Here is a 26,596-nt window from a genome sequence, read left to right on the forward strand (position 1 = left end):
GCTGTCTTGAGCATGTTCTACACACGCTGCTGACGATGGAAGCGGAGGTGCCTCTATATCCGGGACGCTGTTTTCATAGTCCTACTGTGTCATAAATAGGTTATCCTGCAAGCAGTCTCTCCCACGGCGGGATCGTGATGGCCGCAGTCAGCAACAAAGCGCGTTTCTCCGCTTATCTCGATGAACTCTCCGCCGCGCTCGGTCATGCTGACCGCACTGCGGGCCTGCGAGGCGATTGCAGTGCGTTGATGCTGCCTTTGGAGCGCAAGAGTGTTGAGCCCCTGGCTGCTCATCTGGATCCGCTTCGAACCAGGGCTCGCCATCAAGCCTTGCACCACTTCGTGGCCAAATCAGAGTGGTCCGATGCGGCCATGTTGGAGCGGGTTCGTCAGTACGTTTCGTCGCTGCTGGATTTGAAAGACGAGGTGTACTGGATCGTGGACGACACGGGTTTTCGCAAGAAGGGCAGGCATTCGGTCGGTGTGGCCCGACAGGACTGCGGCGAGATCGGCAAGCAGGACAATTGCCAGGTGGCCGTGAGCGTATCGTTGGCGACGCCGGCAGCGAGCATTCCGATCGCTTTCAGGCTGTATCTGCCTGAAGACTGGGCCAGCGATGCAGCACGCCGGGGAAAAGCGGGAATTCCCCACGAGATTGAGTTCGCGACCAAACCGCAGATCGCACTGGCGCAGATGAAAGCAGCCCATGCCACGGGAGTGGCGCGCGGCACGGTGTTGGCCGATGCAGCCTATGGCAGCAATACGGCCTGGCGTGACGCGCTGGCTTGCCTGGAACTGAACTATGCGGTGGGAATCGTGTCGAGCGTGAAAGTCTGGCCGCCCGGACAAAGGCCCGAATCGCCGGCGGCGTGGAAAGGCCAAGGCCGACCTCCGGTTCGCCATCGTCGTACAGCCGACCATCAGCCACAGTCGGTGCAAGCGCTGGCGCTGTCGTTACCCTCCCGCGCCTTCAGGACAGTCGCGTGGCGGGAAGGCAGCAACGCACCGTTGTCGGGACGTTTCGCCGCCGTACGCGTACGTGCAGCACAAGGTGATCGCTTGCGTCAGGAGGAATGGCTGTTGATCGAATGGCCCAAAGGCCAAGACAGGCCGACCCGATACTTTCTGTCCAACCTGCCGGTAAACACGCCGCGCAAGGATCTGGTAAGGACGGTCAAGGCGCGCTGGTGGATTGAACGCGATTATCAGGATCTGAAACAGGAATTTGGCCTGGATCACTACGAAGGCCGTGGCTGGCGGGGCTTCCATCATCACGCGAGGTTATGCATCGCTGCCTATGGGTACCTGGTTGCTGAACGCTTGCGCGGGGCGCATCAAAAAAAACCCTCGGAATGCGCGGAATCTCCCTTACCCGAGAATTACCGACCGCGCGGCAAGGCAATCGCGCGCCCAGCGCCACGCGAGCGACTCGATCGCGACGCTGCGCTGGACAATCGCCATGGACATCGCAGCGGCACTACTTGACCGGATGCCTCCGCATCTGCGGATTTACTGACACAGTAGGACTAATGGAAGTGTTTCGATTCCACTTATATCTGAGAATTCATCGACATTGTGGCAGATGTGGTCAGCAGGTGCGCTTGTAGAAGAGATAGGGAAAACTTTCTGTGACAATAATCATGTCGCTACAGGCGAGACTTATACGCAGCGACACGAGAGTTACTACGATGCAAACTATCCTTGGTGAGGTAAATATCATGTTTAATAAATTTGGTCTTGTAGTGGCTCTTGCTGCTTTTTCATTTGATATAAGTGCATTTGAAGAAATAAAAGATAAGAAGTGGGAAGAAGCCTCCATCGAGACCCAGTCTCAGGCGCTCTCATTCGTTGAAGACGTTTCCCGTGCACGAAGTGCGGGTTTATCTGTCGCCGCTAGCGAGATAGGCGTTTCGGATACAGTAGCTGCTTCTAAGACCAGCGATTTGCCAAAGATCCAGCATGGCACACAGAAGCGTTTCGGAAATGTACTCTTCGACACTCAGTTGCGAGAGGAAAACGGCAAGCCAGTAGTTATCTTAGAAGCAAGTCAGGGCTGTATACATCGGGACTTTGCAAAGCAGAAGCTGTTGCTTGGAAGGGTGGTCTCGCCACCGCTGGCTAACGATCCCAGGCCGACGTTCGGTTACGCGCTTTTTTCCGGGGGATCGGCAGCGACAATGTTTTTCGATGCGACAGGATCTAAGTGTTTGACAGGCGTTAGAATTGAGGATCCCACAAGGCTAACGCGCCAGATTCGCGAAAGTGAACTGGAAGCAGGTAGGAAATGATCAAGTTCTAACGCTTGATGAAATAAAAGTGTCGCCGTCGCAAATGTAGGCGGCACTTTTAACGAGTCGTCCCTGAAAAACCCTTTTCAAGCGCCAAGTGCCGTCGGTGACAGCGGCACGGCGCTAAATGACGACCATCCCATCGCCCGCCTCCAGGCACGCAAAAACGCGATCCAGCGCAGCAGCCAGCGCAGGGTGTAGCCAGCGGCGCAGCCGAGCACGTGCAGCGCATCGCCTTGTGCACCTTTCAGCCTGCAGCGAGGCAACCTGCAGATGTCCGATCACCGGCTCCACCGCCTGCCGTCGCTTGATCCAGCGCCATTGCCGTCGCGTCAGCGTCTTGGCTTTGCCACGATGGAGCACCTGTACCCCATCGACCTCGCGTCCGCGATCGCCAAGGTCCACGATCGCCACCGTCGGGGTGACATTCACATCCTGCAGCAACCCGCGTGTCTGCTCCAGCTGCTCGGCCAAGGTGTCGCCGTCGTACGGATTGCCCGGGAAGCTGCGCGCACCCACGACCAATCCCTTGCAGGCGGTGACCGCAATGCCGACCTTGACGCCGAATGCGAACCCCTGACGCGCCTTGCCCTTGCCGATGTATTCCACTTCCGGGGCATGCAATGCGTACAGTTTTTGTTTGTCCTTCGGACGCTGCGTGTACAGCCGTTGCGCACGTTCCAGCCAGACCGCGATGCGCTCGCGCACGCCGGTGTTTACCTGATCGAGTTTGCGTTGGATGTCGCGTACGAGCCGTCCCAGCACTGTGCGTTGATGTCGCAGGATGCGCTGCATGACCCAGGCGCTGCCGCCAGCGCGTCAGCGAGCTGGGATCGCACGGCAAGCGCGTCTGGAACACGACTTCGCCGGTGAAGAACTGCCAATACGGATTTTCCAGCCAGCGCTCGCACACCGCTTCATCGAACAGGTCGTCGGCGTGTTTGAGGTACAGCAAACCGGCGATCAGCCGCGCCGGCAGCGCGGGACGACCGCCACCGGCTGGCGTGGCCGGAAAATGTGGCAAAAGCGCCTGCTCCAACGCCGCCCACGGCATGCGTTGGCTCAATTGCACCAACGGATGACGCAGATCGATCTGGTTCTCCAGGCGCGAACGAAACAATTCGTCGGCGGGTCTGTCTTCGGCAGCAGGACGGCGTGTACGCATCGACGGAAATTGCAAAAAACCAGCCCTCAGCGTCGCGAAAACTGGTAGTTCTGGCACGCCTGTATCGCCAACAACGCCTTGCGGTCATTGGCTGGTTGGGGTTTTTCAGGGACGACTGATTACCGCATGTTTCGCGCGCGATGCCGCGATTGCCACCGCCACGCCATGGAGCAATGTGGGCGAGGCCTGCAGCTGGCCGCGGCTGGGCGAACTCAACCCGATGCCCGACGCACCCGAGCGGCTTGCGGTTGCCTGTGCCGCGATGCCGCCGCTGCACCCGGAACTCCCGTCGGCGATTGGGCATGCGGTGCTGTTGTACCGAACTGCGCGACGCAAGGCTGGTGGCCTGGACGCTAGCAGTTACGGCTCCTGGTACGCCGCGCTGGTGGATTTGAGTCTGCGCATGGGCGGGCTGGGCTGGCGCAATGTGTTGTGCGACACCGCTTTCGTCGCCTCCCCACGCGAGGGACGCCCGGCTGACGGCGATATGGATGCCTTGGCCACTCGCTGGCCGGCCTGGCATGCGCGCCTGGCCAACTTCCTCATGCACGACCCGCTGCGCGCACAGCGCGATCAACTCGCGCAGCTGCTGGCCGATTTACCGCCGTCGCATCCACAACGCAGGCTATTCGACGCGTAGCCGTCTCGCGAACGCGCCGGCCAGAGTTGTTGGGGCCGCCGGCAGCGTCGCATGCTCTGCATCGATTCCCGATTCCCGATTCCCGATTCCCGATTCCCGATTCCCAGCGCTACAGCGCAGCCCGCGTCGGCGCCTCGGTCCGCACCACCACCTCTAGTGCATCGTGACGCCAGGATTCGATATCCAGCTCCACGGCGCGACCGTCTTCGGCAAAGCTGATCCGCTGCAGACGGAAGCATGGCGTGCCGGGGGTAGATTGCAGCAGCATGGCTTGCGCGGCATCCAGCCCGGCCGGATGCATCGATACCTGCGCGCGGCTCAGGAACAACCCGAGTTTCTGGTTGAACACGCTCGACAGCGACCCAGCAAGATCGTGTTCTAGCAGGCCCGGCGACCACGCCGCAAGCACCACGTTGGTTTCCAGCAAAACTGCGCGACGATCGATCCAGCGCCGACGTTGCAAGACGAACACGTTTTGATGCGGGCTATCCAATCGCAACGCCGCAGCGTAGGCAGCGCCCGCAGGTTGCCGGGTAGCGCTCAACAATTCGGTGCGTGGCTTGCGTCCTTGTGCGGCTACGTACTGCATGAAACCTGCGATGCTGGTGGGGTCGTAGCGCACGCGCGGTGCGCTGACGAACCAGCCGCGGCGGTTTTCGCGGTAGATACGGCCTTCGGCTTCCAGCAGCTGCAAGGCCTCGCGCAAGGTGATGCGGGTGCACCCGAAACGCTCTGCAAGCGCGCGTTCCACCGGCAGGCGTTGGCCCGGACCCCATTCGCCAGCGGCGATCTGCGCGGAAATCACTTCGGTGATGGCGTGTTGGCGCGACACGCTCATGCCGACAACTGCCGACGCACGACACGAACGATGGACGAGGCAGTGAGGGTAAAGAGGTGCATGGGGGCGATGGTAAAGAAGAACGCGTGGGCAAACAGCGCCTAGCTCAGCTGGCACCCGCCAGGTTCCGGTTCTGTTGGGTTTTCCAGCTGCGCCATCCATACACTGCCAGCAGCACGAAGCCCGCGTAGAGCAGGGCGGTTGGATACAGGCCCTTGCTGACGAACACGCCCACGTAAATGCAATCGAGCACGATCCACAGCACCCAATTGGCGATGCGTTTGCGCGCAGCCCACACGCTGGCGACCAGGCTGAAGCTGGCTAGCGCCGCATCCAGCCACGGCAGCGCCGCGTCGGTGCGGCGATGCATGTAGGCCCCGAGTGCGGCGGCAAACGCAGCGCCGATGCATAGCCAGACCCAGAGCTCGGCGCGTGGTATCGGCAACGGGCGAATTCGCATGTCCGCAGCTGTCCCAGGTTGCCAGTGCCACCAGCCGTAGAGCTGGGTCAGTACGTAGACGCCTTGCAGCAGCATGTCCGAGTACAGCTTCCACCGATAGAACAGCCAGGCATACAGCGCCACCGCCACGATACCGACCGGCCAGCACCAGTAAAGGCGTCGCGCACTCAGCCACACCCCGAGCAGGTTGATCACAACGGCGATGGATTCGAGCAGTGACATGGAATGCCTGGGGGGAAGGTGCGGCCAATAAGCGGTAGGCGCAGGGGTCAGAAATCCACCTGCACCGTCAAACGCACAGTACGCGGCGCACCGGGGAACAGGTAAGCATCGCCTTGGTATTCGCCGGCATCGCGCCAGTAGCGCTTGTCGAAGATGTTGTCCACGTTCAAGCGCCAGGTGGTCGCAAGGCCGCCCAGTGCAGTGGCATAACGCGCTCCCAGGTTGGCGACCGTATACGCCGGCACGCTGGCATTGCCGCGTCGGTCGGCGTACTTGCGCCCGCTGTACTGCACGCCGGCCAACAGAGCCAAGCCATCGACACCGGGCAGGTTGTAATCGGCCTGCACGCTGGCGCGCAACTTGGGCACGTTGATCGCCTGGTGGCCTTCATACTCGGCAATGTCGGTGTCTTCGGCGCGTGCGCGGATCGCCGCGACGCTGGCGAACAGGCGCAACTGTCTGGTGGCCGCGCCATCGGCCGACAGTTCCAGGCCACGGTCGTTCAGGCGGCCTTGCTGCACATAAAGCAAGCTACCATCGGCCTGCGGTTGAGTGAACTGATAGGCCTGGCGGATGTCGAAGAACTCCGCGCCCAGACGCAGGCCCTCCAGCTCGATTTTTGCGCCGGTTTCCAGCTGATACGCGTTGGTAGGTGGCAGGATCGCGTCGGCGTTGTCGGCAAACCACGGTGCGGTGCCGCCAGCGGCCAGGCTCTTGGCGTAGCTGGCATATACCGACGTCTGCTGCTGCGGTTTGAACAGCAGCGCGGCCTGCGGCAGCACGGCATTGTTGCGCGTGCGACGTTCCAGTACGCCCTCGCGATCGAAGGCGCGCTCGTCCAGACGCACATAACGCGCGCCCAGCGATAGCTCCCATTGCGACCCGAAGCCGATGCGGTCGGCCAACACCAAGGCACGCTGACGGCTGTCCAGACGGCGCTGCTTCGGGTCTAACGGCACGTCGGTTTGCGCGAACACCTCCGGGTCGCGGTCGATGCTGCCGCTGCCGACGAATGCGTTGACCGAGCCATAGCGATCGATGGTGCGGCGCAGCAAATCGACGCCGATGCTCAGGCGGTGATCCAGCGCGCCGGCGACCACATGGCCTTCCAGCGTGGCGCGCAGTTGATCGTGCACGCGGGTGTCGTCGGGGCTGCGATAGTCGTAGACGTCGTACTCGCCCTGCTCACTGAAAAAGTTGGGCATGGCGAGATCGGAGCAATTCGCCGCGCCATAGCAGCCCCAGGCAAACGCAGAGAAATCGTTGATCACCGAACGGCTACGCGAGGCGTCGGCAGTGGCACGCCAGTTATCGTTGAATTGGTAGGCGTAACGCAGCTGCGCATTGAGCGAATCCATCTCCACCGGCCGCGACCACGGCTGATAGCCGAGCAAACGATGCACATCGATATCGCGCGGGACCTGTGTGCCGCCCAGCAATTGATAACCGGGCACCGAGCGTTGTTGCCGGTGCTGATATTCCACGTCCAGCTGCAGCAGCGAATGCGGCGTGATCTTCCACTCCCCTGCCAGGGAGAGGAAATTGCGATAGCCATCGGTATGGTCGACATAGCTGTCGATGTCTTCGTGCGCAGCGTTGATGCGCAGGCCCAGCGTGCGCTCTGCACCGAACCAGTCGCCCAGATCGGCGGCGACATAGCGCGCGCCTTGCTCGTCGATGCCCAGGATCACGCTGCGCACATGCTCGGGCCGCTTGGTGCGGTAGTCGATCAATCCGGCCGGCTCGTTGACGCCGGACTGCAGCCCGGCCAAGCCTTTGAGAATCTGCACTTGCTGCTTGTTTTCCAGCGCGATCGATTGCTCGCCCACCGCGTTCATGCCATTGATGCGATAGCTGTTGGCGGCATTGAGCGAGTACCCGCGCACCACGAAATTTTCGTAATAGCCGATCGGCGCGTATGCATCGCCCGCTGACGCATCCGCACGCAGCACCTCGCTGAGCACGCGCGCTTGACGGTCGAGCAATTGCTGTCGATCGATAAGGGCAATCGAGGCGGGCGCATCCAGCAGGCGGGTTGCGCCAAATCCGGTCAATGCCGTGTTGGCATCGCTGCGCTCGCCACGCACGTTGACCGCATCCAGCTCCACCGCATCGGCATCGGGTTGCTGCTGGGCAAACGCAGGAGTGCTGCAGCACAGCGCCAGCGCGAGCGCGCGGCGGGAGAGCAGGTTGGTAGTAGAGACAGGCATGCGCAAGACTCGAAAAGTGCAGAAGTAAACGCTCATGGCAGCTTGCGCGCACGCGCCTGCAGATGCTCAAGCAAGTGCTGGCCATCGGCGCTGGCAAACCAGTCCGCGTGACCAAGCAGATAACGGTAATAGGCGATGTCGGCATTTGCAGGCGAGCGGGTGATACCGGCGAAGTATTCGATTTCGCTCAGGGCGAAGTCGGTATGCACGATGGGCAACAGTGCCGCCAGGCAGCGCAATTGGGTCGCGTCCAGCGGGCCATGTAGCGTGTAGCCATCCAGTAGGGCATCAAGCTGGCTCAGCTCGGCCTGCGCGCGCGCGCCGGTGTCCAGTCGCAACCATGGGATCAGATTGCGTTCGATCGCGGTGGCCAGGTCGAACAGCGCGCTGTTGCAATCGCTCAATCCGAAATCGAAGATCGCACTGACCTGGATGTGCCCGTAACGGGTTTCCCAAAGCAGGTTGGAGGCATGCCAGTCACCGTGGGTCCACAGCGGCGGCATGGCGCCCGGCGCCGACAGCAGCGGCCATGCATGGGCATGCCATGGCAGAACATGGGTAGCCAGGTCGCGTTGCCAGGGGCGGTGCTGCAAAGCGGCGGCCAGGCGCGGACGGGTTGGCAGCACGTCTTGCAATGCTTGCACCGGGTCGGCTTGTGCGAACAGCCGCAGGTTGGCCACCAGCACGCTGGTGGTGCGTGCGGGCGCATCGAAGCTCTGCGCGGCGCGGTGCAGTTGCGCCAATGCGGCACCTGCGGCATGCGCATGTGCGACGTCCACGAACGGTGTCCACGACAACGCATCGCGGTAGAGATCATGCCCGGTGCCGACGCGTTGCACTTCGTAGACCCAATCGTCTTGAGCCAGTGCAGTGCGGCCCTGTGCATCGTGCAGCACCTCGACCACGGGTGCACCTGCCCAACGCAGATGCGCCATGTAGCTGTGTTCCTCGCGCAGCGCAGTGACACTGCGCACGCTGCAGTGGTGGCGTTTGATGATCGTGGGGCCGGTGGCGGTGTCTACGCATGCGGCTGCGGAAAACGGACGCGCGCTGTGCCAGCGCACTGCGGTGCATTGGCCGAGGGCAGGAAAGCGCCGCAACACGCGAGAGATTTCGTCGGCGGTCAACACCGGCCAGTCCGGCAGCGCCAGCTCCAGGCTCATGCCATGCACCTGGTGCGGCGCACTCATGGACGCACGCTCGGCAAGCCCGCGCGGCCGGCTGCGTGAGTTGGTGGTATAGACCAATCGACCGAGGTCGATAACACGGACCCGGCGCGCGCGCCAGCAAAACCAAAGACGGCGCTGCGGGGCCGTCGCAGCGTCGCAGGCACCATCAGCCGGTCGCGAAGCATGGAATGTGAAGGGAAGCGCGGAACCGAAAGGTCGCTGGCCGTCATCTCAAAGATCAGGTGTGGGAGTGCGCCGTGGGCGGCGCCAACGAAAGGCCGCTTTGCGGCTCCGGGCGTGCAGTATGCCTTCTGCGGCCACCGGCGGTCATGCCGGTTTTGGCGGGCGCGATATTGCACATGCTCGAATTGGCGCAATCGCGCCGTTCCCGAGGTACGCCGTTGCGCCACTGCGCGCGTTTATCGCAGCCGTGGCGCGGCTTCGCCTTCGCCTTCGCCCAGAGCCCAGAGCCCAGAGCCCAGAGCGTCTTGCTTGAGATAGCGCTGCGCTGCCTTGGCACCGGATAATGACCGAATGACTCCCGTCCAGATCGCCGCCGTCGTCGTGACTTACCAGAGCAGCAGCACCATCGATGCGTGCTTGTCGCGATTGCGTGCGGCCGAGGGCATCAGCGAGATTCGGGTGGTCGACAACGCCTCCAGCGACGACACCCTGGAGGTGGTGCAACGGCATGCATTGGCCGATGCGCGGCTGCACTTCATCGCCAATCCGGACAACCCCGGTTTCGCCACCGCCTGCAACCAGGGCGCGCGCGATTCGCAGGCGCCCTGGCTGGTCTTCATCAACCCGGACCTGATGGTCGAGCGCGACACCGTGCTGCAGTTATGCGCACGCGCGGCTGGACATGCGGCGGTGCTGCTCGGGGTGGAGCAGGTGGACGAGCAGGGCCGGCCAGATGCAGCGGTGCGCCGACGCGACCCGGACTTTGCCGCGATGCTGCGCGCGCCGCGCGCAGCATCGCAGTTGGCGGTGCCGGCCGACTTGTCGCTAACCCTGCAGCCGGTGGATGCCATTTCCGGCGCGTTGATGCTGATGCAGCGCAGCCTGTTCGACCGGCTCGATGGCTGGGACGGGGGCTACAGGCTGCATGCCGAAGATCTTGACCTGTGCCGGCGCGCGCGTCAGTCCGGCGCGCTGGTCGCGGTGGCCAACGATTTGCAGGTGGTGCACGTGCGCGGCGTGTCCAGCCGCGCGCGGCCGTTCTTCGTGGAATGGCATAAACACCGCGGTCTGTGGCGCTATTTCCGCAAGTTCGAGGCGAGCCAGCGGGGGGCGATCACTCGGCTCGGTGTATGGCTGGCGATCTGGACCCACGCCGCCGCTCAGGTACCGCGGTTGTTGCAGAAGAAGTGACATTTGCCGCGTGCTCGCTGTGCAGATCGCGCCTGCCAACGAAACAGGAGCGCGCGCAAGTGCGATCGCTTGCGCAAGAGGTTCAACATGTCGCTGGCGAAACGGTGAAGGTGGCCTTCACTGATCAGGGCGACACCGGGCAAGAACCTGCGCAAGTGGCCAGGAAAAAAATATCGAGCTCCGCGTGATCAAGCTGCAGGAGGCGAAGAAAGTCTCTCGTGTTGCTGCCGCGTCGCTGGGTGGTCGAGTGCGGCTTCGGATGGGCCAATCGTTTCCGACACCTCACACACGACTTGCGGCTACGCCAAGACTGAAGTGGACTATCTGCGCAGCCTGCGCTTCATCAAGCCGGATGTTGCCGACTTTCTGGCGCTGTTACATCTGGATCGCAAGTATCTGAGCCTGTCGGTATCGGCCACCCATCCGGGCGAGATCGAGCTGACCATCGGCTGCCCGTGGCTGCATACGATACTGTTCGAAGTGCCGTTGCTGGCGATCATCCATCAGGTGTGGTTGCGCAACACCTCCGAGCCGGATTTCTAACAAGGCCGCACCCACCTGGGACTGCTCGCTAAGTTTTGTTAGCCACTCGAAGGCACACGCCGGCGCTATTTGCGGCATTGGCATGGCGAGTTGCTGCCGCGGCTGCGCGATTGGCAGGTGGCCGCGCTGGAATCGTGGGCGCGCGAGTACGGCGGCGATCTGGGTATTGCGTTGTCAGATGTGGTCGGGCTGGACACGTTTGTGCGCGATTTTGAGCTGTACTTTTGCAAGCTGTTCGACGGCATGCGCCACGCCTCCGGCGATCCGTTCGAATGGGGCGAACGCGTCATCGCGCATCTGGAGGCGCACCGCATCGACTCACAGACCAAGGTGCTGGTGTTCAGCGACGGCCTCAATGTCGACAAGGTAATGCGGTTGTAAGCGCACTTCCACACGCGCCACCGGCAACGGCGCGCGCCGGCTCAGCCAGGACTACATCGGCGTGGGCGTCGGCGTGCGCTATCGCAACGGTGGTTTCAGTGCCGACATCGGCAGCACGCCGATCGGATTTCAGGAACGGTTATGTGGGCCTCGGTTTCCCCGTGCATTAGAGCGGTCGCACCGCGAGGCAGACGGTGACTTTGAAGGTCGATGCCAGTATCGGCGTGGAGCACATTTCACCACCGATGCCTCGCCGTATTTTCCCACCGACCTGACCTTGCAGTACGCAGCCTACGATGCCGCATCGCTGGCCGCACTGCGTGGCAGTTGTTGCTGGGCGGGCGCATGATCTTCAACAATGCGCGCGACGACAACCAACTCAGCAGCAATTTCTAGCTGCGCTTGGTGATGGATCGCTTGGGCGCTGCCTTGGGTCGCGCCCGAGGTGCTGAGCTCTCCATACGCTGTGGATCATTGAGGCGTATGGAGCGCTTGCTGCGTTGCCAACACGGCAAGCAGCAGGTGCGCGAAGTGTTCTGGAGCGCGTACATCCGAATCTGCATGCCGTCCCGTACCAGCGACGATTGCCAGCGACGTTGGATGAGGCGCTCTGACGCAGTGCAGATCGTTTGGTCTGCTTCGAACAACGCAATTGCGGAGAAAACGAACGGCGCCTCTCGGCGCCGTTCGCATGACCTAGATCCACACACAACCATCGTCGCTTACGGCCGTACCTTGGTCGCGCAAACGAAGACCGCTGCTTGTTGAATGCGGCTGATCGCGCCCTGGCTTTGCAGCTCACGCGCGTGCTCGTTCATGCAGGTCAGGTAGCCGAGACGGTTGCCAGCATTTTGCGTCTTGCACAGGCTGCTTTCGGCCGAGATGTTCGCACCGGGAATCAAACCGCCGCTCTCCACGGTCGGCACCAGCGTGTTGCAGCTGCCCAACCTGGCCGGCGCGCTGTTCAAGGTCCAACCGATATCGGCAAATAGCGCCGGGGTCAGGTCGACGTTCAGATGCGCCTGCACCTCCGGTGCGTCGACCGGTTCCATCAACGCGTTCGGCTGCAGATCGGTATCCAAGTGCGAGAACGTCGAACCCCCGGCCACCACGCTGGGCGTGTACAACCGCGTACGGCCCTCGCTGTCGGCGCCTTGCAGCAGTTGCGGATCTTGGTACAACCCCGCAACCACTGCAGTACTGCGCTTCAGACGCACACCGTCGGCCTGCGACACCATGATGGCCGGAATGGTGATGTCGGTGATCGGCGGGTCGGCATTGTCCATCGTCTGCACGCCAGCGGCGTTGTTGGCAACGATCACGCCTACCGCACCATTGAGCTGAGCGTTCTTCACCTTGATCGCAAACGCACAGGTGCCACGGTCGATCAGCGCCACCTTGCCGGCCACCTCGGCGGCATTGACGAACGGCGTTTCGCAGCCATCGCTGGTCGACGATGCAGTCACGCCATCGTTGACCGTCACCACCGAGCGCGCCGGGAAATTGGCCGCGTTCGCCAGCGGCCCGAAGCTGGCAAAGCCCACTTCGAACTTGCCGGCCGCGCTGGCCGGTGCGGTCACCTGCAGCAGGGTGCGCGGGTCCAGGATCAACGCCGCCTCGCGATTGACGCGCGCCCCGGCCCACACCGTGCGACCCGGCGTGCGCATCGCTTCGGCGCGCAAGGCATTGGTCATGGCCGGGTCGTCGAAGCGCTTGTTCTGCACGTTGTCGTAGGCCTGCGCGGTATAGACGTCGGTCAGGCCGCTGCCCGAGCCGAGCACGCCGGTGGTATTGTTGAGGAAACCAATTACTCCCAAACCGTGGCTCAGCTCGTGCATCACCACGTTGAGGAAGTTGATCTGGCCCGCTGGCGTCTTGCCGTCCAGGCCCAGGTACCAGCCCGAACCGGCCACGCAATCGTCCTTGCCCAGGTCGCCGTTGAACTGCGAAACCACATCGGCTGGATCGTTCGGATCCGGGTCCAGATCCTGCCCGGCAATTGCATCGCCCAGCGCGGACGGATACAGCGTCTTGGGCTTGGAACCGGGGAAGTCGTTGACGACCCAATTCGGCCCGGCCCGGCCCAGAACGCCGAAGTCGGCGCTGCAGGGCAGGGGCGCGAACGAGGCAGACACCTTGATCTCGACTTTGCTCTGCAACACCGCGCCCCACAGATCCATCGCGTACTTGTACACGATCCGGCGTTGTTCGCCGACCGAACGGCCCGGATTGCCGCCCAACGGCGCGGCGGCCGTCGGATCGTTCAAGCCGACCACGGTGCCGGCATCGCCATTGATCAGCGTGACATTGGCAGCCGATGCATGCAGCGGCGCCAGTGCGGCGCCCACGGCTAGAGACAACAGAAACACGGGCTTATTCATGTGCATGCGGCAGCGCTCCCTGCTCGGCGTGGGCGGGTTGGCCTGCCTCGGCGTCTTCGCTGTGCTCGATGACGATGCTGCCGTCGGCTTGACGCGTCGCAACCAACGCGCTCATTTGCGTGGCCGGTAACTTGCGCACCACGGTGCCATTGGGCAAGCGACGCTCGGTGGCGCGTGCGTCCGCCTCGGTCTGCGGAACCGTCATGCGCGCGCTACTGCTGCTGACAGTCGAGGGGGCTTGCTGATCCAGCGCCGCGCTTTCGGCGTCGGTTAGCGGACGTCGCTTGCCGGTGGTGAGATCGATAGCGACCTTGGAACTGCTGGTGGCAACCTCCTGCGCCGCTGCCAATGCCGGCAGGCAAAGGACACACAACACACCGGGCAACATCCATTCTGGCTTGCGAAAGCTCATCATCGTTCGGGTTTCCTTGAGTCCAACCGGGGGAAAAACGCTGTGTTGACACCAGCGTTCGAGAGAACTGTTCGGCTTAGTCTGTTCATGACTCAGTCATGAATCAGTGACTTGTGTCGGTCTTTTGACATGGGCCGATGAATGCGAAGGATTGGCCCGAAAAAGTTAGCCGTACGCTTGTGTCGGGATATTCGTCCGCCTGTATGCTTCTGTGGAGCGGTTGCCCGTAGTATTCGATGCAGGTGCTGGTGTCTGATTCCTTCTCCCATCGGCACTGCGGTCCTCTTCGAGGAGGAGACGAGTGAGGAGAAGCTGTTTCGCAAGGGCGGATGAAGGGGCGTGAAGCCTGGAGTCACCCAATACGCGAGGTGGCTTCGCCCCGAACCCTCACCCCAACCCCTCTCCTGCAGGAGAGGGGCTTACGGCTTCAAGTGCCTCGCTGGCCGTGTGGTAAACAACGACCGACGTTCGCCCGTTCGTGCAGACCCATCTGGGGGGCGCCTCTGTCGCCCTTCCGAAGTAGTGCTGGAGATCGTGCCGGCGGCTACCAGCGCATTCTTCAAAGAAGACGGACAGCGCGTGCTGGACGACAGCGGGCAGCGCGTCAGCGGCTGAAGTGACTGCCTGGCGGTTGGATGGTTCTTCAGAGCAGCAGACAAAAAACGATGCGCTCACCACCAGGCGGGCGCCGCCGATGCTCGGTGTGGCATGGAGTACTCGTGCACTTTGGCTTTGAGCGCAAAGTTCACGCACATCTGTAAACTGCTCGCTACGTTTGTCAGTCGCTCGGGCATCGTTCCAACAACCGTGCCATCTCTCTGTAAAGGCGTCATCGCAGGTCTCTGCGCAGTCCACAGTGCGCATCTGTCCACAACGCTTGGCTTAAGATCGGCGCAACGTTTTCAGGAGTATCCGCATGATTCGCGAGATCATCCGCATGGGCGACAAGCGCCTGCTGCGCGTGGCGCCCCCGGTGACCAACCTGGGCAGCGCCGAGCTGCATGCATTGGTGGCCGACATGTTCGACACCATGGACGATGCGCGCGGCGTCGGTCTGGCCGCACCGCAGATTGCGGTGAATCTGCAACTGATGGTGTTCGGTTTCGAAGCCAGCGCACGTTATCCTGAAGCGCCGGCGGTGCCGCTCACCGCGTTGGCGAACACGCAGATCGAACCGTTATCGGACGAGATGGAAAACGGCTGGGAAGGCTGTCTGTCCATTCCCGGCCTGCGCGCAGTCATTCCACGCTATCGCTTTATTCGTTACCGCGGCTTGGCGCCAGACGGCAGCCCGATCGAGCGCGAGGCCGAGGGCTTCCACGCACGTGTGGTCCAGCACGAATACGACCATCTGGTCGGCCGTCTGTATCCCTCGCGCATCGAAAACTTCGACACCTTCGGCTTTGAAGACGTGTTGTCCTACGAGCTGTAATGCAGCGACACAACGTGTGCGCTCAATAATCGACTGCGCTTCTTGTCAGCGCGATATGGCACTGCATTGCGCATGTAGAAAGGGCGCCTTGCGGCGCCCTTGTCGTGCTTACTTCAGCGCCTTGAAGCGCAGACGCTTGGGACCTGCATCATCGCCCATGCGGCGGCGCTTGTCTTCTTCGTACTCGCGGTAGTTGCCCTGGAAGAACTCCACGTGCGAGTCGCCTTCGAACGACAGGATGTGCGTGGCGATGCGATCGAGGAACCAGCGGTCATGCGAAATCACGAAGGTGTTGCCGGGGAACTCCAGCAACGCGTCTTCCAGCGCACGCAGGGTTTCGATGTCCAGGTCGTTGGACGGTTCGTCGAGCAGCAGCACGTTGCCGCCCTGCAGCAGGGTCTTGGCCATGTGCAGACGTCCGCGCTCACCACCGGACAGCGAGCCGACCATCTTCTGCTGGTCCTGTCCCTTGAAGTTGAAGCGGCCGATGTAGGCGCGCGACTGGATCTCCACGCCGTTGATATTGAGGATGTCCAGGCCGCCAGCGATCTCCTGGAATACGTTGTGGTTGCCTTCCAGTTTGTCGCGGCTCTGGTCCACATACGACAGCTGCACGGTTGGGCCTACCACGATCTCGCCGGAATCGGGCTTTTCCTGGCCGGCGATCATCTTGAACAGGGTCGACTTACCGGCACCATTGGGGCCGATGATGCCGACGATGGCACCCGGCGGCACGATCAGCGACAGATTATCGATCAGCAGACGGTCCCCGAACTTCTTGGAGACGTTCTTGAACTCCATCACCGCATTGCCCAGGCGCTCGCCCGGCGGGATGAAGATTTCGTTGGTCTCGTTACGCCGCTGATAATCGACCGATTGCAGCTCTTCCAGGCGGGCCAGACGGGCCTTGCCCTTGGTGCGGCCGCCCTTGGCATTCTGGCGTGACCATTCCAGTTCCTTCTGGATCGCCTTCTGGCGTGACTTTTCCTGATTGTCTTCCTGCTTGAGGCGCTCGTCCTTCTGGGTCAGCCAGTCGGTGTAGTTGCCCTTCCACGGAATACCGCGGCCGCGATCCAGTTCCAGGATCCACTCGGCCGCGTTGTCGAGAAAGTAGCGATCGTGCGTGACCGCCACCACGGTGCCGGTATAGCGCGCCAGAAACTGCTCCAGCCACTCCACCGACTCGGCGTCCAAGTGGTTGGTCGGTTCGTCGAGCAGCAACATGTCCGGCTTCTGCAGCAGCAGGCGACACAGCGCAACGCGGCGCTTCTCGCCACCGGAGAGCTTGCCGACCACTGCATCCCACGGCGGCAGGCGCAGCGCATCGGCTGCCACATCCAGCTGGTTTTCCAACGTGTGCGCATCGCCTGCAGCCAGAATCGCTTCCAGACGTTCCTGTTCCTTGGCGAGTGCGTCGAAATCGGCGCCTTCTTCGGCGTAGGCCAGATACACCGCGTCCAGCGCGGCCTGGGCTTGCAGTACGTCGCCAACGCCTTCTTCGACCGCTTCGCGCACGGTGTGCTCGGGGTCGAGCTGCGGTTCCTGCGCCAGGTAGCCGACCTTGATGCCGGCCTGCGGGCGGGCTTCGCCCTCGAAATCGGTGTCCACGCCGGCCATGATCTTCAGCACCGTGGACTTGCCCGCGCCGTTCAGACCGAGCAGGCCGATCTTGGCGCCCGGGAAGAAGCTCAGCGAGATGTCCTTAATGATCTGCCGCTTGGGTGGGACCACCTTGCTGACGCGGTTCATGGTGTAGATATATTGCGACATGGGTGCTCCGTGGACGCAGGCAGCTCGCCGGTCGAAGCCGGAGGCAGCGGAAAAGGAATGACAGCGATTATACGGGTAACTGACTTGCCCCGCGTCGGCGACGCTGCAGCTAAACGGCAGCTTACTTCTCACCTGAATAGGTATTTTCGTAATCGATTCCAGCCAGAATGCGTTAAGGCGATTAGCGCGCTAATGAAAACGCGACCTCGCAAACAGGAACTGTCATGAACCGCAAACGCATCGTTACCGTTGTGCTTTCCTCCATCCTTGCGCTGGGGTCCTTCGCACCGGCTGCATTCGCCGGGGATTGGGGCCGCGACCATGATCGCCGCGGCCCTGACCGCGATCAGCGCAGCGACTGGCGCAATGATCGCCATGATGACCGCCGCGACTGGCGAGACGACCGCCGGGCCGACCGCCGCCAGTGGCGTGAGGACCGTCATTACTACAGCAATGGCTACCGCGAGGGCTATCGCGAGGCGCGTCATCAGGAGCGTTATGACGATCGCGGCCTGGGCTATGCCTATTACCCGGCGCGGGTCTACCGTCCCGTCCCGCCGCCTTACTGGGCGCGTGGTCAGCGCTACCACGGCCCGAACTACGTGATCAACGATTACGACCGCTACAACCTGCGTCGCCCGCCGTATGGCTACCGCTGGCAGCGTGACGACGCCGGCAATCTGCTGCTGGTCGCCATCGCCACCGGCGTCATTGCCGACCTGGTGCTCCACCACTAAGCGGCACCGATCTGCTTGGCTTGGTCGGGCATCGCGCCGGCCATCACGCAAAGGCGTACTTCGGTGCGCCTTTGCGTGCGCATGGGCATCGATGAAGCGCATGCCGCCCTCGACAGCATGGCGATTGGTCACCTGTGTACGCGGGGGCTTACAATCTGCGCCCCTATCTAGCCACAGCTGCCCCGGAGCTCTGCATGTTCTCGCGTGACGTCCGACTGGAAACCTACGACCCCGAACTGGCCAAGGCCATCGCCGCTGAAGTCGGCCGCCAGGAGGATCACGTCGAACTGATCGCCAGCGAGAACTATTGCAGTGTACTGGTGATGGAGGCGCAGGGCAGCCAGCTGACCAACAAGTACGCCGAAGGCTATCCGGGCAAGCGCTACTACGGCGGCTGCGAATTCGTTGACATTGCCGAACGATTGGCGATCGACCGCATCAAGCAGGTGTTTGGAGCCGACTATGCAAACGTGCAGCCGCATAGCGGTTCGCAGGCCAACCAGGCGGTGTATCTGGCGTTGCTGCAGCCGGGCGACACCATTCTGGGCATGAGCCTGGCGCACGGCGGTCACCTGACCCACGGGGCCAAGGTCAATGCCTCCGGCAAGCTGTTCAACGCGGTGCAGTACGGTGTCAACGCGCAGGGCCTGATCGATTACGACGAAGTGCAACGCCTAGCTACCGAACACAAGCCGAAGATGGTCATCGCCGGTTTTTCTGCCTATTCGCAGAAGATCGACTGGGCACGCTTCCGCGTCATCGCCGACAGCGTCGGTGCGTATCTGTTCGTCGATATGGCGCACGTCGCGGGCCTGGTGGCTACCGGTGTGTACCCGAGTCCGATCGAGCATGCGCACGTGGTCACCTCGACCACCCACAAGACCCTGCGCGGCCCGCGCGGCGGCATCATCCTGGCCAAGGGCGCCAGCGAAGAGCTGCAGAAGAAGCTGCAGTCGATCGTGTTCCCGGGCATCCAGGGCGGCCCGCTGATGCACGTCATCGCTGCCAAGGCGGTCGCCTTCAAAGAAGCGCTGGAGCCGGAGTTCAAGACCTACCAGCAGCAGGTGGTCAAGAACGCCCAGGCGATGGCCAACACGCTGATCGCGCGCGGCTACAAGATCGTCTCCGGCGGCACCGAAAACCACCTGATGCTGGTCGACATGATCGGACGCGACGTCTCCGGCAAAGACGCCGAAGCCGCCCTTGGCAAGGCGCACATCACCGTCAACAAGAATGCGGTGCCGAACGACCCGCGCTCGCCGTTCGTCACTTCCGGCCTGCGTCTGGGCACTCCTGCCATCACCACGCGTGGGTATCTGGAGCAGGACAGCATCGACCTCGCCAACTGGATCGCCGACGTCCTCGACGCCCCGACCGACGAAGCGGTGTTGTCGAAGGTGCGCGATGCGGTGGCTGCGCAGTGCAGGAAATATCCTGTGTATGGCTGATGCGGGAATGGTGAATAGGGAGACGGGCATGGTAAAAATAACGTTTTGATAGCTCTGCTGTTGCGATTCCCTATTCCCATCTCCTTATTCCCGGCCGCCTGATGCACTGCCCCTTCTGCCAGCACAACGACACCCGCGTGATCGATTCGCGCGTGTCCGAAGACGGCACGACAATCCGTCGGCGCCGCGAGTGCGAGGCGTGCGGCGAGCGTTTCAGCACCTTGGAGACAATCGAGCTCAAGCTGCCGGCCGTGGTCAAGAGCGACGGTGGGCGCGAGGCATTCGATGCGCGCAAGTTGCGCACCAGTTTCGACCGTGCGCTGCAGAAGCGCCCCGTCTCCGAAGAACAGATCGAGGCGGCAGTGCGCGCGGTGGTGCATCAGCTGCGCATGTCGGGCGAGCGCGAAGTGGACTCGCTGCGAGTGGGCGAATACGTCATGGTCGAGCTGCGCAAGCTCGACCATGTCGGCTATGTGCGCTTCGCCTCGGTGTACCGCAGTTTTCAGGACGTGGCCGATTTCCGCGAGGAAATCGAAAAACTAGAGCGCGAACTCCCGGTTGGCAGTGATCAACTGCCACTGCTGGAAGCGGCGTTGGAACGTGCCGGCAAGCCCGGCAAGCGTTGAAGGCGATGCGGATCGCCTGCGTGGCCGATACGCCGCAGCATCTGTCTGCCATCGCGCAGGCGCATCTGCAGGCCTTTGGTGGTCTGCTCCCGGACTGGAACGTCGACGCGGCGCTGAGCGAGTTGCGTAGTCACACCCGCGATGAGGTGATCCCGACGACGTTGGTGGTGCTGGATCAGGCGCAGTGGCTCGGCTCGGTGAGTCTGCTGGATAACGACGACACCCGCATTCGGCAATGGTCGCCCTGGCTGGCCTCGCTGTATGCGCAACCGCAGGCGCGCCGGCAGGGTATTGGGGAAGCGCTGGTGGCGCATTGCGTGCAGGCCGCCGCGCAGCTGGGAGTGAGCGTGTTGTATCTGTATTGCGAGCCGGTGTCGGCACCGTTCTATCAGCGGCTGGGCCGGCACACGCACGCCGAGTTGTTGCTCGGGCCGATGCAGATCGTGGTGATGTGCATCGAACCGCAGGGGGCGGCGCAATGAGCGCGACAGCCGACGATCATCGCTGGATGGCGCAGGCATTGCGGTTGGCCGAGCGTGGCGCGTACACCACGCGGCCGAATCCGATGGTCGGCTGCGTGATCGTGGGCGATGGCGTCTGCGTGGGTGAAGGCTTCCACCAGCGCGCCGGCGGCCCGCATGCGGAAGTGTTCGCGTTGCGCGCAGCCGGTGAACTGGCGCGCGGCGCCACCGCTTATGTGACCCTGGAGCCGTGCGCGCATTACGGGCGCACGCCACCGTGCGCGTTGGCCTTGATCGAGGCTGGCGTGACGCGCGTGGTCGCGGCGATGGCCGACCCGTTTCCGCAGGTCAACGGCGGTGGTTTTGCGTTGTTGCGCGAGGCCGGAATCGAGGTGCACAGCGGCGTCATGCAAGCGCAGGCGCGCGCGCTCAATCGGGGATTTCTGTCGCGGGTGGAGCGTGGCCGGCCGTGGTTGCGGGTCAAGCTGGGCGCCAGTCTCGACGGGCGGACCGCGCTGGCCAGCGGTGAATCCAAATGGATCACCGGCGCCGATGCGCGTGCGGATGTTCAGCGCTGGCGTGCGCGTGCCGGCGCGATCCTCACCGGTGCGGGCACGGTGCTGGCCGACGACCCCTCCATGACGGTACGGCTGGGCGACGACACGCAGTTCGCGCCGCCGCTGCGTGTGGTGCTCGATGCCGGGTTGCGCACGCTGGCGTGCGAGCACATTCGTCAAGGCGATGCGCCGACGCTGTATCTGCATGGCGATGATGTGGCGGTGCCGTCGATCGACGCTGCGGAATTCGTTGCCATGCCGCTGCATGCTGGCCACTTCGATCTCACCGCCGTTTTGGTGTTGCTCGCCGAGCGCTGGGTCAACGAGATACATGCCGAAGCAGGTGCGACGCTGTGTGGCGCGTTACTTCATGCCGGCCTGGTCGACGAACTGCTGGTCTACGTGGCACCTGTGTTGCTCGGCGATACCGCCAGGCCGCTGCTTGCCGGGCTTGGCATCGAAACGATGGCGCAGCGGTATGCGTTGCAACTGCTCGATGTGCGCCAACTGGGGCAGGATTTGCGCTTGCGTTACGCGCCGGTTGCTGCGGTGTGACTGCTGCGCAGCGCGCTTGTTCTTGCGTGTGTTGTTGATGCGTATGGATCAGTTGCACGCATAAAAATGGTGTTCTCCGAATTGATGTTCGTGGCTCCACTGCGTTGCAGGGCGGAAAAAGCTGATGCCTCTCGTCCAAGTACGCGAATTAACGGATATTTCACAATGCTGGCAATGAGGGATTTCCTGACAAGACGCAGTGTCCTGTCAGCCTTGCCTGACGCTCAGCAATCGCGTGCCGATCTGCCCTGTTAGACTTTGCGGGCCGGTTTGCCGGCACTCACGAACGTCTTCAGGGCGGGGTGCGATTCCCCACCGGCGGTATGCATGCGCAAGCGTGCGAGCCCGCGAGCGCTTTCGCATGCCAGTCCCGGATTTTCAGTATTGGGGCTCTTCAGTGCGCAAGGTCAGCAGATCCGGTGCGATGCCGGGGCCGACGGTATAGTCCGGATGAAAGAAGACGGCCAACGCACAGCGTTGCGGCTGTGTGCGCCTGTTTGCCTTGTGGCGTTTTTCGCTCAACTCCTGCGAGAAACGACTATGTCCACGCGTCACCTGTCGCGCTGCGTCGCGATGTTACATCGCACTCCATCCGTCCCGTCGCTGCCGCAAGCGGAGGCGTGCTGATGTTTACCGGAATCATTGAAGGCGTCGGCCGTCTGTCTGCGCGCCAGCCGCAAGCCGGCGATGTGCGTTTCACCTTCGCGACCGGCAACCTGCCGTTTGAATCGGTACGACTGGGCGAGAGCATCGCGGTCAACGGCGTGTGCCTTACTGTGATCGGGTTCGATGCGGAGAGCTTTCAGGCCGACGCCTCGACCGAAACTCTGTCGCTGACCACGCTAAGCGCATTGCCTGAAGGTGCGTTGCTTAATCTGGAGCGTGCGATGCGCCCGACAGACCGCCTCGGTGGACACCTGGTCAGCGGGCATGTCGATGGCCTGGGCCAGGTGCAATCGGTGCATGGCGATGCGCGCGCGCAGCGCTGGCGTTTTGCCGCGCCGCCGGCCGTGCTGCGCTATGTCGCCAAGAAGGGATCGATCTGTGTGGATGGGGTCAGCCTCACCGTCAATGAAGTGGACGCAGACGGCTTCGAAGTCGCGTTGATTCCGCACACGGTGGCAAATACCGCGTTTGCGCAGACCGCGGTAGGTGCGGCAGTAAATCTGGAAATCGATCTGGTGGCGCGCTATGTCGAACGCCTGCTCGGCACGCGGGGTGAGGCATGAACTTCGCGCCGGTTCCCGAGCTGATCGAAGCACTGCGCGCCGGGCGCATGGTGGTGATCGTCGATGACGAGGACCGCGAAAACGAAGGCGATCTGATCATGGCGGCCGAGTTGGTCAAGCCGTCAGACATCAATTTCATGGTGACCCACGCGCGCGGCCTGGTGTGTTTGTCGCTGACCCGCGAGCGTTGCGCCCAGCTCGGCCTTGCGCCGATGGTGCGCAACAACACCGCGCAGTTCCACACCAACTTCACCGTCAGCATCGAGGCGGCCGAAGGGGTGACCACCGGCATCTCCGCCTACGACCGCGCGCATACCGTGCGCACCGCAGTGCGCCCGGATGCCAAGCCGCAGGATCTGAGCCAGCCGGGGCATATCTTTCCGCTGATTTCGCAGCCGGGCGGCGTGCTGACCCGCGCCGGTCACACCGAAGCAGCCAGCGATCTGCCGATGCTGGCCGGGCTGGAACCGGCGGGTGTGCTGGTGGAAGTGCTCAATCCGGACGGCAGTATGGCGCGCCGCCCGCAGCTGGAAGTATTCGCCTGCGAGCATGGGCTGAAGATGGGCTCGATCGCCGATCTGATCGCGTACCGGCTGGCCAACGAGCACACCGTCGAGCGCGTGGACGAACGCGAAATCGCTACCGAATTCGGCCCGTTTCGGTTGGTGACCTACCGCGACCGCATTGCGCACGATCTGCATTTTGCGCTGGTGCGTGGCACCGCCGATCCGCACACGCCGACACTGGTGCGCGTGCAGGTAGAAAACCCGCTGGCCGATCTGCTGCATTGGCGGCGCGATGATTTCGGCGTGGCGGCAACCGACGCGTTGCGTGCGATCGCCGCTGAGGGGCAGGGCGTGATGGTGGTGCTTTCGGCACCGCGCGACAGCCAATCGTTGTTGACACGGCTTCGTCAGCAGCCCGAAGCCGCGGCTAACGCCAAGGACGTCAGCCAATGGCGACGCAATGGGGCTGGCGCGCAGATCCTGGCCGAACTGGGCCTGGGCAAGCTGCGCGTGCTGGGCACGCCGCGGCGTCAGGTGGGGTTGGCCGGGTTCGGGCTGGAGGTGGTGGAGTATCTGGAATGCCACGCTGGCATAGGCGTGTGTTCGTTGCCGCCGGCTGCCGTGCCCTGAGAGCGGCTGACGGCCCGTAGCGAGTGGTCATCGGGTGTCTACGCACGACGCGTGGGAACTGCAGTGGTCGCGTGATGGCGACCGTTTCGCCGCATCAACCGATCCGTCTGGCGGCTGCGCAATCGGCTGATCGCCGCTCCAAAGCACGTCTGACACGCTTGGCCGGGTCTGCTTCGGCGGCCCCGGCCTGCACGCCTCGGCCGGACCTGGGCCAGGCAACTGTTAAACTTTACGACCCCTTGAGTTGCCGACCCGCATGACCCACTACGAAGGCGATCTTCGCCCCACCACCGCGCGCTTTGCGATCATCGCCAGCCGCTGGAATGCCCGTATCACCGACGCGTTGGTCACCGGGACGCGCCAGAGCCTGGCCGGCAACGGCATTGGCGAGGACGCCATCGACGTGATCCGCGTGCCGGGCGCCTGGGACATTCCGATCGCCGTCAACCGCGTGGCGCAGTCCGGCCAGCATGGCGCGATCATCGTCCTGGGCTGCGTGATCCGTGGCGAGACCCGTCATTACGAACACGTGGCCGACCTGTGCGCCGAAGGACTGATGAGCGTGCAGTTGCAGACCGGCGTGCCGGTGCTCAACGGCGTACTGGCGGTGGAGCGCGTGGAAGATGCCGAGGCGCGTGCTGGCGGCAGCCATGGAAACAAGGGCGAAGAATGCGCGCTTGCGGCGCTGGAATTGGTGAATTTGATGGAGTTGTTGCCATGAGCAAACCCGGTGGACATGCCCGCCATGGTCGTCGCGACGGCATCGACCCGGTGTTGCGTTCGCGCGCACGCCGGCGTGCCTTGCAGGCGATATATGCCTGGCAGATTTCCGGTGGTTTCGCTAGGCAGGTGATCGGCCAGTTTGCGCATGAGCAGGCGCACGAAGTTGCCGATCTGGCGTATTTCGAGAGCCTGGTCGAAGGCGTGCTCACCAATCGCGCCGAGCTGGACACCGCGTTGAGCCCGTATCTGGATCGCGGCGTGGAAGAGGTCGATGCGATCGAACGCGCAGTGCTGCGCTTGGCCACCTACGAATTGTTGTATCGGCAAGACGTGCCGTATCGCGTGGTGATCAACGAAGCGATCGAAACCGCCAAGCGCTTCGGCTCCGAACATGGCCACACCTACATCAATGGCGTGCTGGATCGTGCCGCAGTGGAGTGGCGCAAGGTTGAGTCGGGCGCGAGCGGCGCCTGAGGCGCCGCATGACGGAGAATTCGGGAACCGTAACAGCCCTGTCTCAACATGGCCCGATGCTTTTGCGGTTCCCGATTCCCCACTTCCGATTCCCGTCATCATGCCCGAATTCGATCTGATTGCTCGGCTACGCGCGCGCATAGCGGCGCGTGCCGATGTGCCGTTGGGCATTGGCGACGATGCGGCCTTGCTGCAGCCGCCGCCGGGCGAGCAACTGGCGATCACTGCCGATACGCTCAATGCGGGCGTGCATTTTCCGAATGAAACGCGTGCGGACGATCTGGGCTGGAAGACGTTGGCGGTCAATCTCTCCGATCTCGCTGCGATGGGAGCACAACCGCGCTGGTGCACCTTGTCGCTGTCCTTGCCCCATGACGATGCAGCGTGGGTGGATGCGTTTGCCGATGGTTTTTTTGCACTGGCCGATGCGCATGACATTGCATTGGTCGGTGGCGATACCACGCGCGGGCCGTTGTCGTGTGCGGTGACCGCCATCGGCAGTCTGCCGCCTGGCGCTGCGTTGCGTCGCGATGGTGCGCGTGTGGGCGACGAGGTGTGGGTGACCGGTGCGCTGGGCGAGGCCGCAGCGGCATTGGCACTGTGGCAGGCCGCTCAGTTGGATGTGACCTGTGTGGCTGCCGACCCATTGCACGAGCAGTGGCGCAGCCGCTTGCTGCGTCCGCAGCCGCGTGTGCAGGCCGGGCTGCGTTTGCGTGGGCTTGCGCATGCGTGCGTGGATATCTCCGATGGGTTGCTGGCCGATCTGGGGCATCTGTGCGAGCGTAGCGGTGTAGGGGCACAACTTGCGTTGGCTGCACTGCCGGCGATGCCACGCAGCGCCCAGATCGCTGCGCGGCAGTACATCGGCTGGCAACTCGGCGGTGGCGACGACTACGAGTTGTGCTTCACCGCCGCGCCGCAACACCGTGAGCAGGTGCGGCAGGCAATGGAATTTGCCGGAGTTGCCGCCACGCGTATCGGTCACATTGTCGCCACGCCTGGCGTGGTGGTGCGCGACGCCGACGGCAACCCGTGGCAGCCGCCGCAGCGTGGGTACCAGCACTTCGTAGGCTGACGATTGCGTTTGGCACTGCTGCATCGACTGATCATCACGACATGCGCCTCGGTTGGCGCGTCATGAATGTCGGTGATGTCCTCTGAACTGGATTCGGGGCTGATTTTGAAGATGTGGAATGCCGTTTGCTCCCCCTCATCCGGCCTTTGGGCACTTTTTCTCGCAGGCGGGAGAAGGGTGTGTCGGCAGGGGCGGTTACGTGATGGAGCGTGCAGTGGGTGTCGCTCCAGCTTGGCTAACCTTCGTCGCCTCCCGAATCTTGGCCCTTGATCCATACCGTGCCGTTTGGTA

The 26,596-nt window shown here is 62.9% G+C and carries 21 protein-coding genes, 5 pseudogenes and 1 riboswitch; of the genes and pseudogenes, 18 read left to right on the plus strand and 8 right to left on the minus strand.

Going from position 1 to position 26,596, the window contains the following annotated elements; genetic code table 11:
* Positions 1 to 137: 137 nt before the first annotated feature.
* Entirely contained in the window at positions 138 to 1,484 is a 1,347-nt protein-coding gene (locus J5I97_RS03255; RefSeq protein WP_208589048.1) for an IS701 family transposase, read from the plus strand.
* Positions 1,485 to 1,687: 203 nt separating this feature from the next.
* Complete coding sequence (locus J5I97_RS03260) at positions 1,688 to 2,287, plus strand: hypothetical protein (protein ID WP_208589049.1); 600 nt, start codon at positions 1,688 to 1,690, stop codon at positions 2,285 to 2,287.
* An 86-nt stretch (positions 2,288 to 2,373) separates the two neighbouring features.
* On the opposite strand, the pseudogene J5I97_RS03265 reads toward J5I97_RS03260, so the two are convergent.
* A pseudogene (locus J5I97_RS03265) lies at positions 2,374 to 3,452 on the minus strand (transposase).
* A 112-nt stretch (positions 3,453 to 3,564) separates the two neighbouring features.
* Between J5I97_RS03265 and J5I97_RS03270 the strand changes: the two are divergent.
* Positions 3,565 to 4,092 (plus strand): annotated as a pseudogene (locus J5I97_RS03270) (glycosyltransferase); the annotation flags it as partial.
* A gap of 109 nt (positions 4,093 to 4,201) precedes the next feature.
* Here the strand turns inward: J5I97_RS03270 and J5I97_RS03275 are convergent.
* The 4 genes from J5I97_RS03275 to J5I97_RS03290 all read right to left on the minus strand — a co-directional run bounded on the left by J5I97_RS03275 (position 4,202) and on the right by J5I97_RS03290 (position 9,012).
* Entirely contained in the window at positions 4,202 to 4,930 is a 729-nt protein-coding gene (locus tag J5I97_RS03275) for a UTRA domain-containing protein (RefSeq protein ID WP_208589050.1), read from the minus strand.
* A 106-nt stretch (positions 4,931 to 5,036) separates the two neighbouring features.
* Positions 5,037 to 5,612 (minus strand): nicotinamide riboside transporter PnuC, encoded by a 576-nt coding sequence (gene pnuC / locus J5I97_RS03280; RefSeq protein ID WP_208589051.1) that lies wholly within the window; start codon positions 5,610 to 5,612, stop codon positions 5,037 to 5,039.
* 47 nt (positions 5,613 to 5,659) lie between these two features.
* A complete protein-coding gene (locus J5I97_RS03285) occupies positions 5,660 to 7,822 on the minus strand; it encodes a TonB-dependent receptor (RefSeq protein WP_208589053.1) in 2,163 nt (720 codons plus the stop codon).
* Positions 7,823 to 7,854: 32 nt separating this feature from the next.
* The gene (locus J5I97_RS03290; protein ID WP_208589060.1) at positions 7,855 to 9,012 is read right to left on the minus strand and encodes a phosphotransferase enzyme family protein; all 1,158 of its coding nucleotides are present in this window, start codon (positions 9,010 to 9,012) and stop codon (positions 7,855 to 7,857) included.
* Positions 9,013 to 9,525: 513 nt separating this feature from the next.
* On the opposite strand from J5I97_RS03290, the gene J5I97_RS03295 reads away from it, so the two are divergent.
* The 3 genes and pseudogenes from J5I97_RS03295 to J5I97_RS03305 form a co-directional block, all read left to right on the plus strand.
* A complete protein-coding gene (locus tag J5I97_RS03295) occupies positions 9,526 to 10,365 on the plus strand; it encodes a glycosyltransferase family 2 protein (protein ID WP_208589061.1) in 840 nt (279 codons plus the stop codon).
* A 147-nt stretch (positions 10,366 to 10,512) separates the two neighbouring features.
* Positions 10,513 to 11,286: pseudogene (locus tag J5I97_RS03300) on the plus strand (nicotinate phosphoribosyltransferase); the annotation flags it as partial.
* Between the two features lie 19 nt (positions 11,287 to 11,305).
* Positions 11,306 to 11,767: pseudogene (locus J5I97_RS03305) on the plus strand (cellulose synthase subunit BcsC-related outer membrane protein); the annotation flags it as partial.
* Positions 11,768 to 12,011: 244 nt separating this feature from the next.
* Here J5I97_RS03305 and J5I97_RS03310 read toward each other — a convergent pair.
* Positions 12,012 to 13,670 carry a PA domain-containing protein gene (locus J5I97_RS03310; RefSeq protein WP_208589062.1) on the minus strand — a complete coding sequence of 553 codons (1,659 nt, stop codon included), beginning with the start codon at positions 13,668 to 13,670 and terminating at the stop codon, positions 12,012 to 12,014.
* Positions 13,663 to 14,085 (minus strand): post-PEP-CTERM-1 domain-containing protein, encoded by a 423-nt coding sequence (locus J5I97_RS03315; RefSeq protein WP_208589063.1) that lies wholly within the window; start codon positions 14,083 to 14,085, stop codon positions 13,663 to 13,665. Before J5I97_RS03315 ends, J5I97_RS03310 begins: the two co-directional genes overlap by 8 nt.
* A 466-nt stretch (positions 14,086 to 14,551) precedes the next feature.
* On the opposite strand from J5I97_RS03315, the pseudogene J5I97_RS03320 reads away from it, so the two are divergent.
* Both J5I97_RS03320 and def read left to right on the plus strand, forming a co-directional pair.
* Positions 14,552 to 14,697 (plus strand): annotated as a pseudogene (locus J5I97_RS03320) (arsenate reductase (glutaredoxin)); the annotation flags it as partial.
* 301 nt (positions 14,698 to 14,998) lie between these two features.
* Positions 14,999 to 15,514, plus strand: a complete 516-nt coding sequence (def, locus tag J5I97_RS03325) for a peptide deformylase (RefSeq protein WP_208589064.1) — start codon at positions 14,999 to 15,001, stop codon at positions 15,512 to 15,514.
* A gap of 108 nt (positions 15,515 to 15,622) precedes the next feature.
* Here def and ettA read toward each other — a convergent pair whose 3' ends face one another.
* Positions 15,623 to 17,284, minus strand: a complete 1,662-nt coding sequence (gene ettA / locus J5I97_RS03330) for an energy-dependent translational throttle protein EttA (RefSeq protein ID WP_208589066.1) — start codon at positions 17,282 to 17,284, stop codon at positions 15,623 to 15,625.
* Between the two features lie 224 nt (positions 17,285 to 17,508).
* Here ettA and J5I97_RS03335 point away from each other — a divergent pair, with 224 nt between their 5' ends.
* From J5I97_RS03335 to thiL, 10 genes are all read left to right on the plus strand, one after another.
* Positions 17,509 to 18,021 carry an RcnB family protein gene (locus J5I97_RS03335; RefSeq protein WP_208589067.1) on the plus strand — a complete coding sequence of 171 codons (513 nt, stop codon included), beginning with the start codon at positions 17,509 to 17,511 and terminating at the stop codon, positions 18,019 to 18,021.
* 194 nt (positions 18,022 to 18,215) lie between these two features.
* Positions 18,216 to 19,469, plus strand: a complete 1,254-nt coding sequence (gene glyA, locus J5I97_RS03340; protein ID WP_208589068.1) for a serine hydroxymethyltransferase — start codon at positions 18,216 to 18,218, stop codon at positions 19,467 to 19,469.
* A gap of 101 nt (positions 19,470 to 19,570) precedes the next feature.
* Complete coding sequence (gene nrdR / locus J5I97_RS03345) at positions 19,571 to 20,095, plus strand: transcriptional regulator NrdR (RefSeq protein WP_208589069.1); 525 nt, start codon at positions 19,571 to 19,573, stop codon at positions 20,093 to 20,095.
* Positions 20,092 to 20,577 (plus strand): GNAT family N-acetyltransferase, encoded by a 486-nt coding sequence (locus J5I97_RS03350; RefSeq protein ID WP_208589070.1) that lies wholly within the window; start codon positions 20,092 to 20,094, stop codon positions 20,575 to 20,577. Before nrdR ends, J5I97_RS03350 begins: the two co-directional genes overlap by 4 nt.
* On the plus strand, positions 20,574 to 21,668 hold the full coding sequence (ribD, locus tag J5I97_RS03355; protein ID WP_208589071.1) for a bifunctional diaminohydroxyphosphoribosylaminopyrimidine deaminase/5-amino-6-(5-phosphoribosylamino)uracil reductase RibD: 1,095 nt from the start codon (positions 20,574 to 20,576) through the stop codon (positions 21,666 to 21,668). The genes J5I97_RS03350 and ribD overlap by 4 nt, the downstream gene beginning before the upstream one ends.
* 284 nt (positions 21,669 to 21,952) lie before the next feature.
* Positions 21,953 to 22,134, plus strand: a riboswitch (FMN riboswitch).
* A gap of 160 nt (positions 22,135 to 22,294) precedes the next feature.
* Positions 22,295 to 22,897, plus strand: a complete 603-nt coding sequence (locus J5I97_RS03360) for a riboflavin synthase (protein ID WP_208589072.1) — start codon at positions 22,295 to 22,297, stop codon at positions 22,895 to 22,897.
* Positions 22,894 to 24,033 (plus strand): 3,4-dihydroxy-2-butanone-4-phosphate synthase, encoded by a 1,140-nt coding sequence (gene ribB / locus J5I97_RS03365; RefSeq protein ID WP_208589074.1) that lies wholly within the window; start codon positions 22,894 to 22,896, stop codon positions 24,031 to 24,033. Before J5I97_RS03360 ends, ribB begins: the two co-directional genes overlap by 4 nt.
* Positions 24,034 to 24,289: 256 nt before the next feature.
* A complete protein-coding gene (gene ribH, locus J5I97_RS03370) occupies positions 24,290 to 24,754 on the plus strand; it encodes a 6,7-dimethyl-8-ribityllumazine synthase (protein ID WP_208589076.1) in 465 nt (154 codons plus the stop codon).
* Complete coding sequence (nusB, locus tag J5I97_RS03375; protein WP_208589080.1) at positions 24,751 to 25,230, plus strand: transcription antitermination factor NusB; 480 nt, start codon at positions 24,751 to 24,753, stop codon at positions 25,228 to 25,230. Before ribH ends, nusB begins: the two co-directional genes overlap by 4 nt.
* A gap of 100 nt (positions 25,231 to 25,330) precedes the next feature.
* Positions 25,331 to 26,305, plus strand: a complete 975-nt coding sequence (gene thiL, locus J5I97_RS03380) for a thiamine-phosphate kinase (protein ID WP_208589081.1) — start codon at positions 25,331 to 25,333, stop codon at positions 26,303 to 26,305.
* Positions 26,306 to 26,596 lie beyond the last annotated feature (291 nt).

Origin of the sequence: Xanthomonas fragariae, assembly GCF_017603965.1 — a bacterium.
Lineage (GTDB): Bacteria > Pseudomonadota > Gammaproteobacteria > Xanthomonadales > Xanthomonadaceae > Xanthomonas > Xanthomonas fragariae_A.

What these genes read in the sequence shown, in the direction of transcription:
- J5I97_RS03255 (WP_208589048.1), top strand. Translation starts at nt 138, where the DNA reads ATGGCCGCAGTCAGCAACAAAGCGCGTTTCTCCGCTTATCTCGATGAA.
- J5I97_RS03260 (WP_208589049.1), top strand. Translation starts at nt 1,688, where the DNA reads ATGCAAACTATCCTTGGTGAGGTAAATATCATGTTTAATAAATTTGGT.
- J5I97_RS03275 (WP_208589050.1), bottom strand. Translation starts at nt 4,930, where the DNA reads ATGAGCGTGTCGCGCCAACACGCCATCACCGAAGTGATTTCCGCGCAG.
- pnuC (WP_208589051.1), bottom strand. Translation starts at nt 5,612, where the DNA reads ATGTCACTGCTCGAATCCATCGCCGTTGTGATCAACCTGCTCGGGGTG.
- J5I97_RS03285 (WP_208589053.1), bottom strand. Translation starts at nt 7,822, where the DNA reads ATGCCTGTCTCTACTACCAACCTGCTCTCCCGCCGCGCGCTCGCGCTG.
- J5I97_RS03290 (WP_208589060.1), bottom strand. Translation starts at nt 9,012, where the DNA reads ATGAGTGCGCCGCACCAGGTGCATGGCATGAGCCTGGAGCTGGCGCTG.
- J5I97_RS03295 (WP_208589061.1), top strand. Translation starts at nt 9,526, where the DNA reads ATGACTCCCGTCCAGATCGCCGCCGTCGTCGTGACTTACCAGAGCAGC.
- J5I97_RS03310 (WP_208589062.1), bottom strand. Translation starts at nt 13,670, where the DNA reads ATGAATAAGCCCGTGTTTCTGTTGTCTCTAGCCGTGGGCGCCGCACTG.
- J5I97_RS03315 (WP_208589063.1), bottom strand. Translation starts at nt 14,085, where the DNA reads ATGATGAGCTTTCGCAAGCCAGAATGGATGTTGCCCGGTGTGTTGTGT.
- def (WP_208589064.1), top strand. Translation starts at nt 14,999, where the DNA reads ATGATTCGCGAGATCATCCGCATGGGCGACAAGCGCCTGCTGCGCGTG.
- ettA (WP_208589066.1), bottom strand. Translation starts at nt 17,284, where the DNA reads ATGTCGCAATATATCTACACCATGAACCGCGTCAGCAAGGTGGTCCCA.
- J5I97_RS03335 (WP_208589067.1), top strand. Translation starts at nt 17,509, where the DNA reads ATGAACCGCAAACGCATCGTTACCGTTGTGCTTTCCTCCATCCTTGCG.
- glyA (WP_208589068.1), top strand. Translation starts at nt 18,216, where the DNA reads ATGTTCTCGCGTGACGTCCGACTGGAAACCTACGACCCCGAACTGGCC.
- nrdR (WP_208589069.1), top strand. Translation starts at nt 19,571, where the DNA reads ATGCACTGCCCCTTCTGCCAGCACAACGACACCCGCGTGATCGATTCG.
- ribD (WP_208589071.1), top strand. Translation starts at nt 20,574, where the DNA reads ATGAGCGCGACAGCCGACGATCATCGCTGGATGGCGCAGGCATTGCGG.
- J5I97_RS03360 (WP_208589072.1), top strand. Translation starts at nt 22,295, where the DNA reads ATGTTTACCGGAATCATTGAAGGCGTCGGCCGTCTGTCTGCGCGCCAG.
- ribB (WP_208589074.1), top strand. Translation starts at nt 22,894, where the DNA reads ATGAACTTCGCGCCGGTTCCCGAGCTGATCGAAGCACTGCGCGCCGGG.
- ribH (WP_208589076.1), top strand. Translation starts at nt 24,290, where the DNA reads ATGACCCACTACGAAGGCGATCTTCGCCCCACCACCGCGCGCTTTGCG.
- nusB (WP_208589080.1), top strand. Translation starts at nt 24,751, where the DNA reads ATGAGCAAACCCGGTGGACATGCCCGCCATGGTCGTCGCGACGGCATC.
- thiL (WP_208589081.1), top strand. Translation starts at nt 25,331, where the DNA reads ATGCCCGAATTCGATCTGATTGCTCGGCTACGCGCGCGCATAGCGGCG.